This is a genomic window from Clostridium bowmanii (assembly GCF_018861315.1).
GTDB lineage: Bacteria > Bacillota > Clostridia > Clostridiales > Clostridiaceae > Clostridium_AD > Clostridium_AD bowmanii.
Window position 1 is genome coordinate 37461 of the sequence record NZ_JAHLDL010000028.1, and the last position, 21694, is coordinate 59154.

Annotated in this window: 20 protein-coding genes and 2 riboswitches; of the genes, 1 reads left to right on the top strand and 19 read right to left on the bottom strand. The window is 28.2% G+C overall.

What is annotated here, in order from left to right:
- Nucleotides 1-180: 180 nt before the first annotated feature.
- From KPL51_RS16985 to KPL51_RS17050, 14 genes are all read right to left on the bottom strand, one after another.
- Nucleotides 181-420: a hypothetical protein gene (locus tag KPL51_RS16985; RefSeq protein ID WP_216163939.1), complete on the bottom strand. Its 240-nt coding sequence runs from the start codon at nucleotides 418-420 to the stop codon at nucleotides 181-183.
- On the bottom strand, nucleotides 417-692 hold the full coding sequence (locus KPL51_RS16990; RefSeq protein ID WP_216163940.1) for a hypothetical protein: 276 nt from the start codon (nucleotides 690-692) through the stop codon (nucleotides 417-419). The genes KPL51_RS16985 and KPL51_RS16990 overlap by 4 nt, the downstream gene beginning before the upstream one ends.
- A gap of 285 nt (nucleotides 693-977) precedes the next feature.
- On the bottom strand, nucleotides 978-1184 hold the full coding sequence (locus KPL51_RS16995) for a hypothetical protein (RefSeq protein ID WP_216163942.1): 207 nt from the start codon (nucleotides 1182-1184) through the stop codon (nucleotides 978-980).
- Between the two features lie 403 nt (nucleotides 1185-1587).
- A complete protein-coding gene (locus KPL51_RS17000; RefSeq protein WP_224854422.1) occupies nucleotides 1588-2643 on the bottom strand; it encodes an LCP family protein in 1056 nt (351 codons plus the stop codon).
- 61 nt (nucleotides 2644-2704) lie between these two features.
- Nucleotides 2705-3538, bottom strand: a complete 834-nt coding sequence (gene rfbD / locus KPL51_RS17005) for a dTDP-4-dehydrorhamnose reductase (protein ID WP_216163944.1) — start codon at nucleotides 3536-3538, stop codon at nucleotides 2705-2707.
- A 22-nt stretch (nucleotides 3539-3560) separates the two neighbouring features.
- Nucleotides 3561-4955 (bottom strand): sugar transferase, encoded by a 1395-nt coding sequence (locus tag KPL51_RS17010; RefSeq protein ID WP_216163946.1) that lies wholly within the window; start codon nucleotides 4953-4955, stop codon nucleotides 3561-3563.
- A 184-nt stretch (nucleotides 4956-5139) separates the two neighbouring features.
- Nucleotides 5140-6654, bottom strand: a complete 1515-nt coding sequence (locus tag KPL51_RS17015) for an oligosaccharide flippase family protein (protein ID WP_216163949.1) — start codon at nucleotides 6652-6654, stop codon at nucleotides 5140-5142.
- A complete protein-coding gene (locus tag KPL51_RS17020; protein WP_216163951.1) occupies nucleotides 6651-7901 on the bottom strand; it encodes a hypothetical protein in 1251 nt (416 codons plus the stop codon). Before KPL51_RS17020 ends, KPL51_RS17015 begins: the two co-directional genes overlap by 4 nt.
- A gap of 36 nt (nucleotides 7902-7937) precedes the next feature.
- Complete coding sequence (locus tag KPL51_RS17025) at nucleotides 7938-8996, bottom strand: polysaccharide pyruvyl transferase family protein (protein WP_216163953.1); 1059 nt, start codon at nucleotides 8994-8996, stop codon at nucleotides 7938-7940.
- A 34-nt stretch (nucleotides 8997-9030) separates the two neighbouring features.
- A complete protein-coding gene (locus KPL51_RS17030; protein ID WP_216163955.1) occupies nucleotides 9031-10062 on the bottom strand; it encodes a glycosyltransferase in 1032 nt (343 codons plus the stop codon).
- Complete coding sequence (locus tag KPL51_RS17035; RefSeq protein ID WP_216163957.1) at nucleotides 10059-11009, bottom strand: glucosamine inositolphosphorylceramide transferase family protein; 951 nt, start codon at nucleotides 11007-11009, stop codon at nucleotides 10059-10061. The genes KPL51_RS17030 and KPL51_RS17035 overlap by 4 nt, the downstream gene beginning before the upstream one ends.
- Before the next feature lie 25 nt (nucleotides 11010-11034).
- Nucleotides 11035-12018 carry a glycosyltransferase gene (locus KPL51_RS17040; RefSeq protein WP_216163959.1) on the bottom strand — a complete coding sequence of 328 codons (984 nt, stop codon included), beginning with the start codon at nucleotides 12016-12018 and terminating at the stop codon, nucleotides 11035-11037.
- A 92-nt stretch (nucleotides 12019-12110) separates the two neighbouring features.
- Nucleotides 12111-13217, bottom strand: coding sequence for a glycosyltransferase (locus tag KPL51_RS17045; protein WP_216163961.1), 1107 nt, complete (start codon nucleotides 13215-13217; stop codon nucleotides 12111-12113).
- Between the two features lie 24 nt (nucleotides 13218-13241).
- Nucleotides 13242-14672 (bottom strand): hypothetical protein, encoded by a 1431-nt coding sequence (locus tag KPL51_RS17050; protein ID WP_216163963.1) that lies wholly within the window; start codon nucleotides 14670-14672, stop codon nucleotides 13242-13244.
- 329 nt (nucleotides 14673-15001) lie between these two features.
- Nucleotides 15002-15082: riboswitch (cyclic di-GMP riboswitch) on the top strand.
- A 57-nt stretch (nucleotides 15083-15139) separates the two neighbouring features.
- A riboswitch (cyclic di-GMP riboswitch) is annotated at nucleotides 15140-15220 on the top strand.
- A gap of 19 nt (nucleotides 15221-15239) precedes the next feature.
- On the opposite strand from KPL51_RS17050, the gene KPL51_RS17055 reads away from it, so the two are divergent.
- Complete coding sequence (locus KPL51_RS17055; protein ID WP_216163965.1) at nucleotides 15240-16730, top strand: right-handed parallel beta-helix repeat-containing protein; 1491 nt, start codon at nucleotides 15240-15242, stop codon at nucleotides 16728-16730.
- A gap of 98 nt (nucleotides 16731-16828) precedes the next feature.
- Here the strand turns inward: KPL51_RS17055 and KPL51_RS17060 are convergent, their stop codons facing one another.
- From KPL51_RS17060 to KPL51_RS17080, 5 genes are read right to left on the bottom strand one after another with little or no spacing between them, the layout of a single operon-like run.
- Nucleotides 16829-17923 (bottom strand): glycosyltransferase, encoded by a 1095-nt coding sequence (locus tag KPL51_RS17060; protein WP_216163967.1) that lies wholly within the window; start codon nucleotides 17921-17923, stop codon nucleotides 16829-16831.
- Nucleotides 17924-17925: 2 nt separating this feature from the next.
- On the bottom strand, nucleotides 17926-19137 hold the full coding sequence (locus KPL51_RS17065) for a glycosyltransferase family 4 protein (protein WP_216163969.1): 1212 nt from the start codon (nucleotides 19135-19137) through the stop codon (nucleotides 17926-17928).
- Nucleotides 19134-20303 carry a beta 1-4 rhamnosyltransferase Cps2T gene (gene cps2T / locus KPL51_RS17070; protein ID WP_216163971.1) on the bottom strand — a complete coding sequence of 390 codons (1170 nt, stop codon included), beginning with the start codon at nucleotides 20301-20303 and terminating at the stop codon, nucleotides 19134-19136. Before cps2T ends, KPL51_RS17065 begins: the two co-directional genes overlap by 4 nt.
- Nucleotides 20304-20318: 15 nt before the next feature.
- Nucleotides 20319-20996 (bottom strand): CpsD/CapB family tyrosine-protein kinase, encoded by a 678-nt coding sequence (locus KPL51_RS17075; protein WP_216163973.1) that lies wholly within the window; start codon nucleotides 20994-20996, stop codon nucleotides 20319-20321.
- Between the two features lie 34 nt (nucleotides 20997-21030).
- The gene (locus KPL51_RS17080) at nucleotides 21031-21684 is read right to left on the bottom strand and encodes a YveK family protein (protein ID WP_216163975.1); all 654 of its coding nucleotides are present in this window, start codon (nucleotides 21682-21684) and stop codon (nucleotides 21031-21033) included.
- Nucleotides 21685-21694: the final 10 nt, after the last annotated feature.

Here is a 21694-nt window from a genome sequence, read left to right on the forward strand (position 1 = left end):
TCTTAGTATAATCATAATTCAAACTTATCTCAGTCACATCCCAGTCACAAACAAAAAAAATTTGGATAAACCATAATGCGTTCATTATATTTAATTTGCAAATTTTAAAAGAATATCATTAAATATTAAAGAACCACCAAAGTAATACTTTCGTAGTTCTCATGGATGGATCTTCACAATCTACTCGTTTCCCCCTTTGTCATCCCAAGTATGAAACTCAATTCTTTTACCATTGCCTGCATCACTTATTAGTAGTGCTCCTTCAATTAGCATCATAAGTTCAAGACAACTACGAAAATGTCTTGTTTTTTTTCCGTCAAGCCATTGGATTGTGCCCTGCCAGCTTGTATTTTGCCGGTATTTTATCCTTACCAAGAAGGGTGTTGATGTTTCTGTTGATGTTCTTTTCGCTTCATTCATAACACACTATCCTCCTTTTGAGATGATGGAACTTTATGTAAGCCCCATGAGCGAATCTGGTTAGTGGACTGTTGAAATTTCACTCCATCTAATTTTCCGTTAATTAGTAGAATTATCTCCATTAAACTTCTAAAATACTTTGTCTCCTTGGATTCACAGTGCAGAATTTCCCCATGAACACCACCACTACCATTTACCGTAATATTTAACATGAAATCTGATACACCATTTATGGTATTTTCTAAGTCCTTCTTTTTATCCTTCATTTCCATAATCAATTCTCCTTACTTCGATACCTTATATTGTGTACAATTAAATGGTAACATATGTTAATCTCAACCTAGTCCTTCTTTACTCTCATTTAAGTCTTCAGCAAATCACAAGTGACTCTTATATAAGTCGCAACATAGACAAAATAATAAAAAATCGCACAAAAAAAGATCATAATCTGGTTAAAACATTATGGTCTTCTCTCACTCAAATTTGACACAACATCACCCGTACGTAGTCCCTGTATTAACATATCAAGAAGTGACCCCATTGCCTTTTTAATTATTTTACTGTCTTTGCTCCTGTGATTTGCCATTGATATAGTAAGCATTGCCATAAATACGATGATAATAATTTCTAATAGGAGTTACCCATTCATTATAAAAGTCCTCAGAAAGATAATCACCTTTGTACAGCATTAAAGCCCTTTGATAGAATTCAATTCCATTAATAGAATCATCATTTTGCTCAAAAGCCTTTCCTTTATTATACATATCCTCAAATTCAAAGTGACCATATAAGAATATGCTTTATTGTTTCCAAAAAATATATTATTAGATTAATTATCATTATATTCTAATTATGTAATTAATTTTAAAATTTAATATACTATATTTCTCTTATTAGTATAAGTATCTTCCATTTTATTTATACTATGTTAAAATTGTTGTAATAATATATCACATATATGTATTATTATACAAGATGATATCAAATTATGCATTGTAATAGTCTTTGTATCTATTATCTTTTCTAAGTTATAAAAGTCAAAAAAGATATTTTTGTTGTATTCTATAAATATCTTTAAGATGAATTCTCAAAAAAAAACTGTTGAATTATATTTAAATATAATTCAACAGTTCTATAAAGCAATCAATTAGTATTATCTTTTGATTTTTAAAACAGTGGTGCTTTAGCTACCGGCCTTATGTCCTCATAAATAAATTTATAAAGTTGCTCCTTAGTATCTTTCATATCGGTAACCAAATACCATACTCCATCAATTATTTTACCTTTGCAGTAGCCATCTACAGGAAATCTCTCCTGCTCTAATATTTTTATCTTTGAAGTAAACACTTTTGTACCAATCTTTAATATGTCCGTACTTTTCATGCTTGTTTCAGTATAAGCTAAAAGTTCAGAAACAACAGATGGAAATTTAGCTACACCTAATGATTGAATCTTTATGAGCATAGCTGATAGTATAGTCCTTTGTCTTTCAGTTCTCACAAAATCTCCACCATCAGTATACCGTACCCGTGAATATGCAACTGACTGAAGGCCATTTAATGTCTGTGGTCCTAATTTGTTAATTAGGACTATTGATTTTTTCTCCAAATTACTAACTTCAATTATCTTGTCATTTATGAAACCAACTTCATCTTGTTTTATATCTATATTTACCCCGCCCATAGCATCTATAATTTTCTCAAAATTAAAAAAATCAACGGTTACATAATCCCTAATTTCTAAATTAAAATTCTCATTAAGCGTTCTTATGGCAAGCTGAGCACCACCGTAAGCATAAGCATGATTGATTTTTGTTTGACCATGACCATTTATTTTTACATAGGTATCTCTCATAATAGAAGACATTTTTATTTTCTTATGTTTTGAATCTATAGAAAGTATCATTATAGAATCTGAACGACCTACTTCACTTACATCCCTTCTATCTAAACCAAAAAAAGCAATATTTAATATATCATTATTGTCTTCTTCTAAAGGAACTTTTTCTTTTGCAGGAATCTCTTTTGCAGGTATTTGTTTTCCAGGTATTTCTTTTAGCGGGGCTTTAGGCTTAATACCTAAATCCACATCAGTTTTCGATATTTTTGTAGTATTGATTTTGCCAAGTTGATAAAATGTATAACTAAAGGCTACTCCAGTAACTAATAAAACACTAACAAATATACTTAAAACGATTTTTATCCATAATTTCATTTTTTTCATATTTCCACCTTCTTAATTACTTTTTACATACAAAGTTTACTACTTATCCTGACATATATAATTATAATAAATATTCCTTAATTGCTTCTTGCCAAGTTCTGGTTATATCTCCAGTGGTTAATTCCAGCATATAATTTCTAAGTACTGAATATTCAGGTCTTTTTGCTGGCCTTTGCAATTCATCGGTACTGCAAGGCAAAACTTCTGTAGCAATACCTTTAAGTCTAAATATTTCTTTAGTAAATTCATACCAAGTGCTTTCTCCTTTACAGGTACAATGATATAGTCCATAATTCTTATCTTCTACCAGCTTTATTATAACTCTAGCTAAATCAACTGTACTTGTAGGTGTTCCCCTTTGGTCATTAACTACTTTTAACGTCTTATTAGTTTTGCTTAAATCTATCATAGTCTTTACAAAATTTTTTCCATCTCCATAAAGCCATGCAGTCCTAACTATATAATGCTTAGAATTAAGATTCTTAACTAAGATTTCTCCCTGAAGCTTTGTCTTACCATAAATAGTTTGTGGGTTTACTTCATCAAATTCTGTTAGTGATTTATTCAAATTACCTCCAAACACATAGTCTGTTGATACTTGAACAATTTCTGCACCAATTTCATTTGCAGCTGTAGCTAAATTTTTAGGTCCTATTGTATTTATCTTATATGCCATCTCTATTTCTGTTTCACATTTATCAACAACGGTAAGTGCTGCGCAGTTGATAATTACATCTGGTTTATTTAGATTTACAAAACTAAATACATCTTTTGTACTTGTTATATCTAAATCTGATGAATAAGTAAGTATTAAATCAATTCCTTTTTTCTCTTTATATTGATTAGCAAGCTCTCTACCTAGTTGCCCATTACCTCCTGTGATTAATATCTTCATAGTTTTTTCTCACCTATCTTTCTTAAGAAGCTCCTCTTTTTGCAAAAACGACAAGTATGGTTTTAATCATTATCTTAATGTCTAACCCCACTGACCATTCATCAATGTATTTAGTATCTAAATGCACAACTTCATCAAAATCCTTTATTGCGCTTCTTCCACTTACTTGCCACATGCCTGTTATACCAGGTTTAATACTTATTCTTCTCCTATGATAATTTTTGTAACGTTTTACTTCTTCTACTGTAGGGGGTCTTGTACCAACTAGACTCATGTCCCCTTTTAAAACATTAATGAATTGAGGAAGCTCATCAATACTTGTCTTTCTAATAAATTTGCCTACAGGGGTTACCCTAGGATCATCCTTCATTTTAAACATAAACCCATCTTTATTTTCATTTTGAGCATCCATATCTTTTCTCTTTTCTTCTGCATCAATATACATTGATCTAAATTTATATAGTTTAAAAATTCTACCGTTCATTCCAACTCTATTTTGAGCAAATATTATTGGTCCAGGAGAATCAATTTTAATAGCTATAGCTTCTCCAATCCAAAATACACTTGAAATAGCCAAGCCCACAATAGCTCCAATTATATCAATCACTCTTTTGATAAATAATTGAAATTTATTTAAGGAAACTGAATGGAAGGTTATCATAGGCAATGTACCTAAGCTAGCCACATTTACCCTTGAAAATTTTATTTCTACTAAATCTAGAATAACCCTAGATGTTATCCCCATTTCTTCTGCAATTAAAACATATTCTTGAATTTCTTTAAAATATTTTATTGGCAGTGTGAAATAAATTTCATCTATAACTTCATTCAACAAAATATCTTTAAAAGTTTCCTTATGAACTAAGACAGCACATTGATTTAAGCTTTTGCTTTCATCAATACCTATAAATCTAGCCACATTAACTTTAATATTAGTTTTATTAATATAATATTTGAATTGTTCATACATAGAGTTTGCCCCTATGACCAAAACCTGCTTAGTGCTTTCACCGGTTTTGATTTTAAACACATACAAAACTAAGTATTTTTCTATTAACATAACAATAATGGCTATTAGAAAGAAGTTAAAAAACAAAATTTTATTATACATATTTTCCTTAATAGCATACATTAATGCCACTATTATACTACTAGAAAATAAAGACGCCCCTAGACTATTCTTAAATATTCTATCATAATATGTAAAAGTAGTTACGTTGTACATACCATTTGCAGCCATGACAAATATCCAGATTGGTATATATATAATGATTATCCAAGAGTAATCACCTACTCCATTTAGTACTGTTAAATCCGAGCTGACAATATAAGCAATATAATATGCTAAAATTAGTGCTAATGCATCAGTAATAAGATGAAACAAATCAAAGAATGCCAACTTATTAGAATTATGCATAGTATTCCTCCTTCATATGCTATTAGGTGGGAGTTAATGTAAATCAAACTTATTTTATTTATAATATAATACCATGATTACCTTTTTTCTACAATATATTTTCTATTACACGCCTATGTTTCTACAAGTAATTACAAGTAACACCCCATGTTATCTTTTGCCCTGAAAACCGACAAAATATGTTCTAAAGTGTTTTTCTAGAAAATATTTTTTTGAGTGGTTCTCTTACTAACTGTTTTTCGTAATGGTTAGAACCAAAATTCCATATTATAATTGCATAGGCAGGTAAAAACACTACAATAAATATAATCATTGATACAATTGACTTTACAACAATGAATTTTAATATAACCAAACTTATTACTCCCGTTATAGTTATTGGAATAAGAAGTTCAATAAAGTTAATCCAATATCTCTTCATCTCAAGACCTACTCTAGAATAATATATATTTATTACTATTATGTTAATTAATGTTCCTGCTACCGTACCAATTGCACAACCTACACCACCATACATTTTTGCTAAAGGTATGCTAATCACTAAATTAAATAGTGCAACTATAATGTATAAAATGGATCGCAACTTATGTTTATTTTTTGCCTGTAATATTGAAATCCCCAGCACTTGGCATATAGGGATTATTCTAACGCACATAATCATTAATGCTATAACATATGCTTTATCATAATCTGTCCCTGCCCATTTAATAACAAATTGTTTTCCAATTAATATAAATCCGATAATTATTAATCCTACTATTTGCAATTGAATACGAGCTACTTTAATAAATAAATCTGTAATTTCTTTATTACTTTTATTCTCGGCTACCATCTTGAATACTTTAGGCAATAAAAAACTACTTATAACCACTGTAAAACTACTAAAATATTGATTAAATTTCATTGCAACTGAATATATTGCCACTTCCTTACTATTACTTACTATTCCCAAAATAATAGTATCTGTACTCCAATATATAACGTCAACAATTGATGCTAAAAATATGTAAAATGAATATGAAAACAATTCTTTTAGAATTGGAAACTGAAATTTCTTAATTATAACTTTTATTTTTAAAACTTTTAAACAATATATCATGGCAGCAATATTAGCTAATAGTCCTACAATTGCCGTAGCTAAAGTAAGCGCCACCGAAGTCATTCCATTGAATAGTATCAGCAAAGTGATTACCGGTGTAATTAATGTCATTATCATAGAAACAATCCTTACAAATAAGAATCTTTCATATGCTACAATAATGGCCTCAAATACCATAAATGGAAATGATAATGCTACATAAAAAACGGATATAAGCATCATTATTTCAACCTTATTAATTTCAATACCAGTTAACCCATTAGTAAAAATATACCTACTACTTAATGCAATTGGAATTCCTATTATTAATACAATAATAGCAATAACCGAATATATAACAAGAAAAGTACCATTTAATGTATATTCCTTTTCTTTATCATTTTCCACTCTGTATTTAGTAATATATCTTACAATTGCATTTGAAAATCCAAGATCCAAAAGTGTTAGATATGGTATCATAGAACCTGCTAGTGAATAAATTCCAAATTCACTTTGTCCTAGCAACCTGATAGTAACGGGAGTTATTACAAATGAAAGAACTATACTTATAATAGTTTGAACATATGATAAAACTACGCCTGCTTTTATTTGTGTTTTCATTTTCTCCTACCTTTAACAACCTTAAAATAAATTTTTCTTTTAATTTTATGTATGATAGATCTATTTTTTGGAGTTATTTTTGTAAAATTAATTTTCAATATCCAATTAAAAATATTATTATTTTTCCAAAGTTCTTCATCTTCTTTATATTTATTCTGTAATGCCGTCCATGATGATCCTGTTGCCTCTGTGATATTCCACACATACTGCCAATTTTCTTTAATATTTAAAATTGTATTATCTGTTACATTAAACCCATATTTATTGGGATCTATTCCTTCTGCAATTAGTCCCATAATCGTTCTACTACATTTTTCACATACACTACAGTTCTTTCCACCTTTAGATTCCCAGCACACTCTTATTGTAAACTGATATTCGTGATTTTTAAGGTGATCTCCAATAATTTTAATTTTATCCTGCCGGTTATTATCAAATCCCTCATGAACAACGCTGCAACTGCCCATTCTTACTTTATTATCTATATTAGGATGAGAAGCACATGATATCTCCGAATATACCGTACTAAGTGATGCAGGCATATATACCTGTTTTATTTTATAAATGTATGCAAATGGTGCAATATGTCCTATAAGTCCTATACCATGTTGGGCTCCGCGCCACCAGCCTTCATTCATGTACTTATAGAAGGCTCTATCTAATTCTGATTCATTAATAAATATACGGAAATTTGATTTAATTAATAAATTCTTAAGCCCTAGTTTTTCCCCAGAATCCACTACTAGCTCTTTAACCCTCTCCCATCCTTCTTCATCATCTAACGTAATATCTGTTCCCCAAAGAGTTACGAGCATAGGTTTCTCATTCAGTCTAGTAATTAATGTTGCAAAAGAATCTACCCCTCCACTAAAAAATGTAGCACTCTTTTGTTCATACTCATAGTTATAATCAATTATCTTATGTGCACTAAATTTTCCTTTTAGATTGTTCAACTTATGCCGATCAACATAACCGTGTTTAATTTCTTCAATGCATTCGTAAAAAGATTTGTCTATCTCGTTTACAATTATTTCTGAATCACTAAACCAAGCAATCGGAAGCAAGTTAGTTAAAAGCGGAATTATTGCTATTCCTTCCGGTACATCCTCTATGTTTTCTCCATATTCTACAAACATGTTAACTTTAAGATTAAAATACCGCTTAACATCACCTTGTATATCTAAAAAGTATTCTACCCTATCACCATGAATTTTAACCTTATCCACACTTATTACGCTTCTCTCCACAATAACATCCCCCCCCCGTAACCAAAAAAAATCATGTTATTCTTTTTTCATTTTACTAATAATCTTTTGATAGTATTCCATAGCAAATGAGCTGTCATATGGAGTAGTCTCACTGTTTCTAAGTTCCCTAATATCCTCTTCTATTTCATCTATATTTTCTACAAATTTGATATAGCTTAAATGTTTTAACCACTGGTAGGTCCCCTTAACTTTATGATTATAGTTACCAATAACTATACATGGTGTAGATGTTATTGCAGCAAAAACCATCCCATGCAATCTATCAGTAATGACTAGCTCTGCTTTTCTAAATTCACTAAATTTTAAATTTAATTCTTCTTCCCTTTGTTCACTTAGAATAGAATGATTTACAACAGTATCTGTAGTTCTTATATTATTATAATATTTTTGTACGATACTTCTAATGGAATTCTTTTCCTCATTGGTTAAAGTGCTCTCCATATCACTTCGAGTACACATCAATGCGCCTTTTCTTTGGATAGTTAAGTCTGTTTTATTTAAATACATAACAATATCAGGTGTTAATATTACATTATTATTTTGAAAACCCTGTTTCATTAAATCAAAGGATACTTTTTCTCTTGCAACTATAGTTAAACTTTTATGTTTATTATAGATTTTCTTAGAGATTTTAAGCTGTTTTTCACCAAACTTATCTTTCTTAAAATAGATTGTTTGTGGGAAAATGATAATATTATTATTAGGAAATTTCGAAATAATTTTTCTCCTTGCTTCCTCCTCCCAAAAATACTCGTCCCCTAAATTACCACCTCCACAAAATAGTAATATATCATTTTTGTTTGTACCTTTTCTTAGGGACTTCATATTTTTATTAATATCATCAGTTACAATTTCAATAATTCTATAATTCAAAAAATAGTCTTCAACTATTTTCCTTTCAGCATAAGCAATGGCATGATCTCCTAAATTACCATGGTTAGGAGTTCCAAAAATAAAAACTCGTTGTATATTTTTACTGTTATCATATAAATGCTTTGTTTCCACATATCCATTTATATACTCCATATAATCATATATTTTATTAGAAATAATTTTTTTTAAGTTTAGTTTCATTATTCTATTCCTACTTTTCTAATTTATTTGATATTCAACCTTTTTTAAATATAGATAAAAATGAATCCTTAATTTGATTCAAATAAATTATAATCGCAAATCTCACATAGTTTTTACTAATAATTGCTTTACTTAATTCTCTTATATAAAAACTGCTTTCGTCATTAAAATTTTTATGAAATTCATAACTGATCAAATACAATCTATCCACTACATTTTTAAATTTTACAATTCTATGATCTTTTTTTCTCAGATTAATAATTATAAACATTATTTTTACCAACAAGCCTTTATATTTCTGATAAAGCTCCTCTTCAAAATTGTTATAACTTTCTAGTCTTTTCATTTCATTTATCATATAGTTAAAACCATTTATTACATCTAAGGATTTACTACTAACATAATGAGTTATTGAATTTTCTCTTTGAAGATAATAATATCCCACATTATCAATTTGAACATATTTGTCTGATTTAGAAATTAAAATTGGTGTTGTAGCATAATCCTCGTGCCATAATCCTTTTGGATATCTAATAGTAAACTCAATAAATAATTTTTGTCTATATATTTTATTCCATGCCATATCTGTTATTTCATCTATAATACCTTTATTCTCATTTATTAAGATATCTTGATACTTTTTATTAGTTTTGTTATCCGGCTCAAAAAATACAATTTCCTCTTGTTTATAATAAAAATTTTTATAATCACATTCTACGATATCTGCATTTTTTAAAATTGCTGTTTCATATAAACTCTTGAACATATCAAGGTTTACATAATCATCAGAATCAACAAAGCCAATATATTCACCAATAGCTTTTTCAATACCAAAATTTCTAGCTTCACTTAATCCGCTATTAGTTTTTATGTACATTTTAACCTTTTGGGGATATTTATTTAGATAATCATCTATAATCACTTGACTTTTATCTGTAGACCCATCATTTACTATAATAATTTCAATTAGATCCAAAGTCTGGTTTACAAGTGAATGTAGGCATTTATCCAAATATTTTTCAGTATTATAAACCGGAACTATTATTGAAACTTTTATAATAATCACCTCTTAACAAAAAACTTTCTTTTTATTTTAATTATTGCTCTATTAATTTTATGTTCTAATTTACTAATTTCATTAAAATAATGACCATCTACAGCTACAAGCCATTCGTCATCATCTAATTCACAGCAATCTACTTGATGCATTCCATCTTTATTCCATTGTTTTTCAATTCCTGTCCCACTTAAATCCAATTTAATTACCTCTTCATCATAATCTTCAATTGTAAGTTTAGTAACCTTATGCATATTTACATTTTTACCATAGTAGTCAAGATCATTTTGTGAGAATCTTATAATATCATTATTAAACAGGATTATTCGTCCTGCTGGTCTAGCTTTACTAGAATCACCAACAATTAATGGGCTCTTAGGATGCTCTATCCATCCATATTTTAAGTTTTCAGAGTAATATAAATGCAAGTTACAATTTCTATTACCCTTTGAATCCATTTTTTCTGCAAATATCCAAAACTTATTATCATAAGTGATTATTGAGGCATCCCCATAGTTCCCCTCAATTAAATCTGTAACGCATTCCCATTGATAAGGAAAGCTTTTAGAATAATATAATTTTATATATCCAGACTCACCACACTCTGGAATCATATAATATTCTTCTTCATGTTTAAAAACATATGGATAGGATAAATGATATTTTTCTTTTAAAACTACTTTATCATATTTCCATTCAAGGCCATTCTTACTTGTTGCTAAGCCAATACAACCCTTTTGTTCTAATTTATCTAGTAATTCAAAAAACATATAATATTCATCATTTTCCTTTACAATAAATGGATCTGCAATAAACTCTGCTTTAATACCCCTAATGTCATTTTTAGTTAATACAGGTTCCTTAAATTTATCTGATTTAAGTATCTCCATTAAATTCTTACCTTTATAAGTGCTTATTGACCAAACAGGACTTACGTGTTTTTCTCCTTTAAACATATTCCCCCCCCTAAAAACAATTTGATTATTTTAGTTTTTTACGTTGTTTAACATTAAATCTCATAATTAGTATTTTAATTATTTGCCTACTAGAAAAATATTTATTAAATACAAATTTAGTATAATGAGTCTTTATTAAAGATTTAAATTCATTTTTTATTACTTCAAATTTTATACCTTGTATATTGTCCTTATTAGAATAATTAAAGCCATAATAGTCAAGTATATTATTCAAGAAATAATATTGATATTCCCCCTCATGCCTCATTACTAAATTTCTCTTTTTAAGTATATCACCAATCATTTCTACTGCTAATAAATGATCCTTCATATTTTTCACACTTAAATCATTAGTAGTTGATCCTGGTCTTTGTACATAATAATAATATTTATTATTAGTAAAACCAATTCTATTTGAATTAATTATTAAATCAAATACAGTAGGGATATCTTCATATTTCATATTTGTAGGATATCTAATATTCTCTTCCTTAAATAGTCTACTATGAAATATTTTATTCCATGAAAATCCTCCAATTGTATTACTTGTAAAAAACTCTTTTATACACTTATCTGAATCAATTATTTCTGACTCAACAAATTCAATATCATCCCCAATGATTTCAATACCCTTAGTATCTACCCATCTATATTTGCATATTAAAATATCCAAATCATATTTATTAGCTTTTAAATACATATCCTCAAACATATTCTTCTCAATATAATCATCACTATCTAGGAAAGCAATATATTTACCACTACAAACATCTAATGCATCATTTCTAGCAGCCCCCTGTCCTTCATTCTCTTTGCTTATTAAAATAACTTTATCATTGCCCGCATATTCTTTTATTATACTTAAACTATTATCCGTAGACCCATCATCTACTATAATGATTTCTATATCCTCTAATGACTGCAATAGAACACTTTCAATGCATTTTCTCACATATTCCTGTGTATTATAAACAGGGATAATCACACTTATTTTTATTTCCTTAGACATAATGAGCACCTACTTTAATTATTTTGTTATAATTAAATTTATTCTTTCCCAATCATTCTTTTTCAATCATTTTTTTACCTTGTAATAAATTTTTACAAACTAATTAGTTCCTCTATTGTACTAATTATTGCTTTATAATTAAAATTATTTTTTGCCGTTTTACTTTTTTCTTCATAATAGTCTAATTTATTTCTATTTTCAAATATATAGTGCAAGGCTACTTCCAATCCTTCTTTAGAGCTCTCACATAAAAGTCCATATTCTCCATTTTGCAATATTTCTCTCGGTCCCGTTACATCCGTCGCTATAACAGCTTTACCCAGAACCAAAGCTTCCGCCACAACAAGAGGATATCCTTCCGATCTGGATGAACATACAAATAAATCTGCTTGCTTTACATACGGATAAGGATTATTCATAAAACCCCTTAATTCAACACTTTTACTTACTCCTAACTTATCTATAAGCTTTTCTAAATTAGAACGTTCATTTCCCTCACCTAATATCACAAGCTTATGTGGATATTGTTTTACTAGTGTAGAATGTGCCTTAATAAGGCTATCATAACCCTTTTCTACACTTAGTCTTCCCACAGATACTACAGTAAATTCGTTATATTCAACTTTAAACTCCTCAGATTTTTTTAAAATTTCTTCTGTAACTATAGGATTAAAAATTATATGTTTATTAACTTCATTATTTTTAAATAGTTCACTGAAAGCATCTTTGGCATCCTTTGATACAAATACTAAATTATCAAACTTATCATAGCATTTACCTTCTTCATTAGTCCTATACAAATCCTCAGTCCAATGAAACTTATGTAAATCAGCATGTACCCAAGCAATTTTTTTACTTCTTACATTTGTGGAATTCGCAATTAAATTTGTTGCTCCACCTTCCATAAATGCCACTTCAACATCATAAGTTCCTTTTATGTATAGTTTGTAAATCAATTTAGGGGCATATTTAAGTAATTTACCTATAATTGTATTTGCATTATTTGAATGAAACTTTTCAGTTAGAAAATTCAACTTAACCCTTTTATTAACCTCTTTAATGTACACTCCATTTTTTTGAAAAACGAAAAGGCTTATATCAAACTTTTCATAATCTATATTATTTAAAATATTTACTAAAACTTTTTCGGCTCCACCACCGGCTAGGTTAGGCATTACAAACAGTACTTTTTTTTTCATAATATACTCCTTTTATTCCTAAAATTAAGCAATTTTAATATTTACTTTATTGGTTTTATACTTGTTTTCTAGCTTTATTAATATTCCAGACAATGCCCAAAAGAAAGACCCTATTTGAATTGTATTAAACCCACTATTATAAATTAGAGTTATTAAAATACAAATTATACTACCCATGTATGCAAAAACAAAAATCCTATCTTCATAAGTTATATTTTGCTTGTATATTTTAATACTTTTAAAAAACATATTTGCTAATATTAATACAAAGAGAGCTAGCCCTAAAAATCCATTTTCCAATTCATAGTATGGTATAAAAAACCAATAATAATTTAACATATAATATTTTTTATAATATTCACCTTGTAAACTTATATTTTGACTTGGTGATGCATTTCCAAGTCCAACTCCAAATATTTTTTTAAAATTATCCGTTAGAATAATATCATTAATATCTGATATCCCACTGATCCTGTTTACTGTTTGTCTAGTTGAATCATAGGAACCAAATAATGATTTATTAACATATTCTATAGAAAATAACTCGTCCACACTTGCAAAGTCATTATATACTTTCAAATAAAATCCCATTAATATAGCTACCATAATTGGGATCAATATGCCTAAGGTTATAATTTTTTTCCTTTTTATTTTAAATTCATTATAATTAAATAATGATAATATTAGCATTATATATATCATAATAGGAATATAAAAAAAAGCAGCTTTAACTGAACCTAATATAAGTTGAATAAATATAATAATCAAATAAAAGATTAATGAATATATTTTCATTTTTTTATGAATATAATTAGAAAGAAAAAAGCAACAACAAATCATTAAAAATATTAACATTAACCCAGTACCGCTAACTCCAAAGAATCCTGAAACATTATCCATATCGGTGATTGTGTAATATTCAAATAGAGTCACTATAAATTCAAGTACAACAAAATACTTCAAATATTTTGTTATACTTGAATAATCTACTTTAATATCTAAATACTGAAAACCTACAAATATAATAAAATATCTATATATGTTTCGAATCCCCCAAGAAAACTGTAATAGTGAATAATTATTTATAGCAAATGAAATCAAATGGCAAAGCAAAATTAGTAATATAATATTTAATATACTATTATTTATTCTAATTTTATATTTTACAAATGAATAAATTATCTTTATAAATATTAAAAGTGTTAATGCATCTGGAATATATTGAATCATCTGGGGAAGGTTTAAATTGAATATTAAAAATGCATTAAAGACAGAAACAAATATGGTTGTAAGTAATAAGATTTTATCGTTAGTCATTAGAATTATCATTGCAGTGACTAAAATCACTAATAAGTTAAATATATTCAAAAAATCAATGTTTAAAATAAAGCTAATTGAAAAAATCAATCCATAAATAATAATCAAATATTTTTTTTTATTTTCTTTAAAATTCATATAATACCTTCCTATCTATACATAAGTTTTTATATTCTTTCTCCAATTGAAATTAATGTAGTAACCTAGCACCATTTAATTACTATTTCTGCAACAATAAATTATTTCTATATTATAACATCTACTCAGCTTGAGATACAATATAATCTACAAAATAACCCGTAAATCCTTCTATATTTTTAGTCTTTTGGACACGATTATACACAAATTTATAAATATAATATATTCCCAAATTTAACTCTTGACTAGCTAATATATATATGGTATATTCAAATTACTAAATATTGTATATATATTAGTGTAAATTGAATATAGTTGAGTAAAACTATTACCGATAATAGCAAACTTATTGAAAAATAAGGACGCAAAGCTATAGGGCCTTTCGCACGAATGGCAGCCTAGCCACCGAAATAAGAGTTTTTGTTTTTTTGGAAAATATTATATACAAGTACCATAAAACCTTTTTTTACCGACAATAGCAAACTTACTGAAAAGTAAGGACGCAAAGCTAAAGGGCCTTTCGTAAGAATGGTAGCCTAGCCACCGAAATAAAAGGAGTGTATTGATATGTTAAAAAGAAGTTCAGTAAAATTAAGTTTGGTGATGATATCGATAATGCTATTTACTAGTACAAATGTTAATGCTGCTACAAATTACAATAATCGTATAAGCCGTGTTACAAAATCCACTAATAGTACAAGTCGTATTACAAAGTCGAATAATAGTACAGCCCCTGTTACTAGCACTATTTCTTATAACAACTCAATAAATATTAAAGATTTCGGTGCACATTCAATTGATGAAGTTGGATATTCTAAATTTGACAGCAGTGTAGCAATCAATAAAGCTATACAAGCAGCTAAAACAAGCGGTTCTACTTCAGTAGATTTTGGTAGTGGTAGATATTATGCAAAAGATATAACTCTCGAAAGCAATATGACCTACTTTTCATCTACTAATTCTGCAGAATTAATATCTTCTCCCGATATTAAAGTATGGGAAAGTATCTTAACTGCTGAGAATAAAACACAAATTGTTTTGAAGAATTTAAAATTAAATGGAAACTGGGATGTTGTTGCTGGAGATGACATGAGTGGTTCTCCTCTTGTAGCATTCACCAAAAGTGATCATATAACTATTACCGACTGTTATTTATATCATAATAAGTACTTGGCAATTCTACTTCAATTTAATTGTGACTATATAACAATAAAAAACAATACAATATATGATACAGATTGTGGGATACTTACAGCCCATGATGCTAGCAATAATCTTACAATAGATAACAATTTAATATATGGAGATAAATATCAATATTCAGAGCCAATTGCAATCTTTAATACAAACGCTAAAGGGCTAGCTCATGATATCACTATAACAAACAATACTTTACATGATAAAAAGTATGCAAGTGGCATATTAGTTATGAATGCAACAAAAACTCTTATTAAAGGTAATACAATCTATAACACTGATCAGGGTATATGTATTGGAATGTCTAGAGATCTTGAAGACATAACTAACGCCGTTTCTAATAAAGTTACTATTACAGATAATAAAATAAATAATTGTATCTCAGGTGGTATTATAGCAGAACTATCAAATTCATTGATATCTAAAAATATAATATCTGATATAATTGGAAGTGGTATTACTCTTACTTCCCGTGGTGATGGGTTATCTAGTAGCAACTGCATAATTATTAACAACACATTAACCAATATTAACTCCAAACTAGGGCAACAAGAACCTGCATTAAGACTTCAGAATAGCTTGAACTGCACAATCGATAAAAATACTGTTAGTGATAACAGAACCAAAGCTATGCACTACTTTGTAATACAAGTACAAGGATCTGCATGCAACAATAATATTATTCAAAATAACACTAATCTAGGAACCACAAATAAAGATGGCTATCAAATATATGTACAAGATGCAAATAGCACTATTGTAAGAAACAATAAAGCCACCTTTTTAGATCAAGGTGCAAAAAAAGATAATACATCAATAACTTCAACAATATTCACTAATATGCTGACTGCGAAACGTTAATATTATACCAATCAGTTTTAGATACATATATATGAAAATATAAATACAGAGAACAAGCGAAAAAGTTTAAAACTTTTTCGCTTATTCTCTGTCTAACTCTACTTAACAATGGAGTTTATATATGGCTGCAAATTATTTAATACTATGTTCTTCCAATTATAATCCTCTACTGATTTTACTATTTCGCAAGAATTATAATTTTCATAATTATTTATTATTTTATATAATCCATGACAAAATTCTTCAGGAGTATCTTTTATAATTACTCCATTCACTTCTTTTACGATTTGTGCATTTTCAAATGTGTTTGTAGCAAGGCATGGTAATCCTGCTAGTAAATATTCGAAGGTTTTTGTTGGGGGTTGGAAGTTAAAGTACTCAGTAATTGGGACATAAGATATTCCTATATCTGCCTTACTGACAATCTCCATAGCACTATTGTGATCCAATCTTCCATGAAATCTAATAATATCTGATAATCCAAAATCATATATATATTTCTTTATTAATTCTTCATCCTCTGAAATATGACTATCTCCAATGATGTCATAAGTAATGTCATAATCTTCATTACTATATTTATCCATAAAGTATTTTATTCCTATTACTGTTTGCCATATATTTCTTCTAAAAAGTGTGCCAACATAGACAGCTTTAAGATTTTTACCTTTTGGCTTTTCTACTGGAATCTTTTCACTTTTTAAATCTAAATCCCCGCCTAAAGGTAACCAATGAACAGTCTTTGTTTTAATGCCTATTTGCTGTTGTAATCCTTTTGAAATAATAGAAATGTTTTTAAATATACTACATTCTGCCTTTAATAAAAAATTCATTATCTTTCTTTTTATATAATTTGTACTTATTGAACCAGTCCTTATGTCAACATTATAAACAAATTTATTGCCTACAAATAATTTAACAATACTGCACCCTATGAAATAATCAATAAATATTACATCTGGATTAAACTTATCTGCCAACGTTTTTGTAGATTTTATAAATTTTATTCTTTTCATATATTTATTATCATTCTTTATGTATTCAACTTGTATGTTATCTTTTACTACTTTAGGTAGTCCATTATCTACACATACTACTCCGATTTTATATATGTCACCTAAATATTCGCAATACTTTGAAGTATCAATAAGATATCCAAACTGATTATTTGATAAAATTAATATTTTTTTCATAACTATAATAACAACTTATTATATATTTTTTCTATTGCAATTAAATGAGTATTACTATTATAATTCTCTTCAACTGCTTTTCTACCATTCTTGCCCATTAATATGCATTTTGAGTCATCATCTAACAATTCCATTATTTTTTTACTTAGTTCTACTTCATTCCCACTTTGAAACTTCACTCCATTTTCATATACTAATAACTCTGGTATGCCGGCAATATCAGCGCCAATTATAGCTTTCCCGTAAGCCATACATTCTAGCATTGACATTGGTCCATTTTCATACCATTCTGATGGTATGACCATGAATTTACTATTACGTATTAGCTCTTTAAGCTCTAACCCACTTTTAAAACCTGTAAATTCAACATTCTTCACTGAATTTCTTTGTACATAATCTTTAAGTTCCTTTTCCAAAGGACCAGTTCCAACAATAATTAATTTTGATTTGTTTATATTTCGCATGGCTCTTATTAATGTAGATATGCCTTTTTCTTCTGATAGTCTACCTACATAAATAAAATAATCCTGAAATTCATATTTAGGTTCAAAGTCTGAAGCATTTATAAAATTAGGTATATGTACTACTTTCTCTTTGGGTATCCCAAATTCAATTAGCTTTTCTCTATAAAAATTACTTGGTGTAATAAACATATCAATCATATCATAACTCTTTAATAACTCATGAACATAGCCTTCTATAACATTAACCAAACTAAATAGCTTAGAGTCCTTAACACAATTATTTACAAAACATTTATAATATCTTTTCCCTTTACATTCTTCGCAAATTCCCTTGCTATTGAACATTTTATAATTTAAACAAACTGATTTCAAATCGTGAACAGTATATGCTATTGGTATATTTCTCTTTTTAAGCGGATATAAAATAGATGGACTTAATTGATGCTGAAATATATGCAAATGTGCGATGTCCGGATTTGTATCTTTTATAATCATGCTAATATTTTTTTTTGCATTAAAATTGAAGATAATTTTGTATGCATTTTTTATTTTTGTTATAAAATTTGTATTCATATATTCTATATTGTTTATAAAATACTTTTCATATGAATTTTTGAAATTCTTTACATCCTTCATAGATAATGGGATTACAGTATGCCCATTTTTCTCAAGCACCTCTTTTAAACCAAAGTAATAGGTTTCACTTCCGCCTTTTATATAATAAAATTTATTTACAGCTAAAATCTTCATAGATCCCCTCTCACAAATGAAAATAACTCTTCATATGCTTTAACTATCTTGTCCCAAGAATATTCTTGTCTAATTCTTTCCTTAGCCTTTAATGATATTTCATCTATAAATTCATCTTTATGATTATCTACTTCATCAATTAGTTTGCTCAAATCCCCTAAATTTTTATTAAAATAAAAGGCTCCATCTTTACCTACTTCTTTATTAAAGTTTACGTCTAGTAAAAGATTAAGTGAAGTTGAAGCTAATGCTTCCAGTAGTGATGGATTAGTTCCTCCCACTTCATGTCCGTGTAAATAGCCATAGGCTTCTTCTCTAATCTTTTTTAACAATTGGTCATCGTAAACAGTTCCAACAAACTTGACTCTCTTGTCCCCGGTAAATTGTGTGGTTATTAATAATTTATCGTAAAATTTGTTTTTCTCTACATTAGTTATTATAACTAAATCCCTTTTAGTCGAAGATTTCATAAATTCTCTTATAATAACTTCATAATTATTTTCTGGTACAAATCTCCCTACTATTAAATAATATTGTTTTTTATCAATATTGTAATCATTTAACCATTTCACTAGCTTTTGATCATTACCTTCTAATTTAGATTTTTCTACATCTGCTCCGTAAGCAATAAAAACAGTCTTAGGCTTATACTTTTTATATTCAGTTTTAATATAATCCTCAATACCTACAGAATCACATACTAATAAATCCGCGTGCTTTACCATTAATCTTTCAGAAAGTTTCCAATACACTTTTATAAATCCATTCCATTTAGTTCTCTTCCATTCAAGCCCGTCCGGATTTACATAAACCTTTATACCTGATTTCTCCAATCTTTTCTTGCATAACCATAAACATGGTCCTATCCTACAAGCTAATATACAAATTACGCAATTAGACAAGTTATTTTGCTTTATATATCGTTCACACTTTCTCAATGCATGTACGTCGTATAGTACAGCCTTAGCACTTCCAATATTTATTCCTTTTATATTAAAACATCTTGCTCCATTATGTTCGAATTCATTTTCATTGTCACTTAAACATGCAACATGATATTTAATATTATTATTTTTTTTATGAAAAGTAAGCTTATCCACAAAAGTTTCGAACCCACCATATTTTGCAGGTATACCTTTTGACCCTATAATAAAAATATTTACCATGTTTTGCACCTCAAACTATTTATTTTTTCTTCCGTAATAATTCAAAAAGAATCTTTTTGAATTCAAATCTGTTTTATTAAATACAACCCCAAGAATATTCGCACTTACTTTGTCCAAAATTTCTTTTCCTTGAATAGCATTTTTTTTATCAACTTCACCTACACCAACTACATATACACATCCATCAACATATTTTGATATTATTTGAGCATCGCGTACCATTGTTAAAGGTGGTGTATCAATTATAATATAATCAAATTTTTCTTTTAATTTGTGTAAAAAGCTACTTAGTTTATCTAAGCTTAAAAGCTCTGCATAATTTATAGTTTTTGGTCCTGATGGAATTACATATAGTTCATTTTGATTGGTAACCCATTCTATTTCATCAAAGATCATTTGTCCGAGTAAGATATTTGATAAGCCTTTTTCGTTTGAAAACCCGAACAAATTATGAATGTTTGATTTCCTTTGATCACAATCAATAAGAATTGTCTTCTTTCCACTCTCAGCCATAACAACAGCAAGATTTGAGGCCGTTAAAGTTCTGCCTTCATTAGACCCTGCACTTGCTATCATAATAATTTTCAGTTCTTTCTCAAGAGAAGAAAGCTGAATATTATTTTTTAAATTTCTATATGCTTCTGTAATTAGTGATTTAGGTTTACTTATACTTATTATTTGGGGTTTGGTCATTCAAAACACTCCAATCAACTAAAATATCAATATGCTATTTTGTTTTATATTTTTGTATGTTACCTATTATTGTAAGTCCCAATTCTTCTACAATATCATCTTCACTTTTTACTGTTATATCCATATAATTCATTATAATCAAAATAATAATTGAAGCCATTAGTCCCGCTATAAACGAAATAGCTGTATTACGTATATTGTATGTAGAAACAATGATTGTAGGTTCTTTGGCTTGATCCATAATTTGAACTTTTCCGTTTGGATAAAGTCTTTGAGATTCTTCTAAAAAGGCGCCCGAAACTGCATTTATAATATCAAAAGTCTTTTTTTTATCCGTAGATATAGTTTTTATTTTTAATATTGCAGTATTGAGCTGCATATTAACCGTAATGGATTTATCAATTTCTATAGAAGACACCGCTCCATTTAATTTTGCACTAGCCTTTTCAGCCACTGAGTTGGATTTTGCAATTTCTATATACGTTTTTATTAAATTTTGATTATTTGTAGCATCACCTTCTGTACCTATAATAACAGTTTCATCTGTGAAATAAGTAACCATCCCCGAATTAATACTTAGTTTAACCCCTGATATAGTTGATAATAATGTAATTAGTATTATAATCCACTTGCCTTTATTGATAATGTTTGTATATTTCTTCATACTAAACTTTATTTCACTATCCACCTATATTCCT

Coding starts and splice junctions, on each gene's coding strand:
- KPL51_RS17025 (WP_216163953.1), bottom strand. CDS start 8,996: ATGAAACTAAACTTAAAAAAAATTATTTCTAATAAAATATATGATTAT.
- KPL51_RS16985 (WP_216163939.1), bottom strand. CDS start 420: ATGAATGAAGCGAAAAGAACATCAACAGAAACATCAACACCCTTCTTG.
- KPL51_RS17000 (WP_224854422.1), bottom strand. CDS start 2,643: ATGAAAAAAATGAAATTATGGATAAAAATCGTTTTAAGTATATTTGTT.
- KPL51_RS17055 (WP_216163965.1), top strand. CDS start 15,240: ATGTTAAAAAGAAGTTCAGTAAAATTAAGTTTGGTGATGATATCGATA.
- KPL51_RS17035 (WP_216163957.1), bottom strand. CDS start 11,009: ATGTTTAAAGGAGAAAAACACGTAAGTCCTGTTTGGTCAATAAGCACT.
- KPL51_RS17060 (WP_216163967.1), bottom strand. CDS start 17,923: ATGAAAAAAATATTAATTTTATCAAATAATCAGTTTGGATATCTTATT.
- cps2T (WP_216163971.1), bottom strand. CDS start 20,303: ATGGTAAATATTTTTATTATAGGGTCAAAAGGTATACCTGCAAAATAT.
- KPL51_RS16995 (WP_216163942.1), bottom strand. CDS start 1,184: ATGTATAATAAAGGAAAGGCTTTTGAGCAAAATGATGATTCTATTAAT.
- rfbD (WP_216163944.1), bottom strand. CDS start 3,538: ATGAAGATATTAATCACAGGAGGTAATGGGCAACTAGGTAGAGAGCTT.
- KPL51_RS16990 (WP_216163940.1), bottom strand. CDS start 692: ATGGAAATGAAGGATAAAAAGAAGGACTTAGAAAATACCATAAATGGT.
- KPL51_RS17050 (WP_216163963.1), bottom strand. CDS start 14,672: ATGAATTTTAAAGAAAATAAAAAAAAATATTTGATTATTATTTATGGA.
- KPL51_RS17075 (WP_216163973.1), bottom strand. CDS start 20,996: ATGACCAAACCCCAAATAATAAGTATAAGTAAACCTAAATCACTAATT.
- KPL51_RS17010 (WP_216163946.1), bottom strand. CDS start 4,955: ATGCATAATTCTAATAAGTTGGCATTCTTTGATTTGTTTCATCTTATT.
- KPL51_RS17065 (WP_216163969.1), bottom strand. CDS start 19,137: ATGAAGATTTTAGCTGTAAATAAATTTTATTATATAAAAGGCGGAAGT.
- KPL51_RS17015 (WP_216163949.1), bottom strand. CDS start 6,654: ATGAAAACACAAATAAAAGCAGGCGTAGTTTTATCATATGTTCAAACT.
- KPL51_RS17045 (WP_216163961.1), bottom strand. CDS start 13,217: ATGAAAAAAAAAGTACTGTTTGTAATGCCTAACCTAGCCGGTGGTGGA.
- KPL51_RS17040 (WP_216163959.1), bottom strand. CDS start 12,018: ATGTCTAAGGAAATAAAAATAAGTGTGATTATCCCTGTTTATAATACA.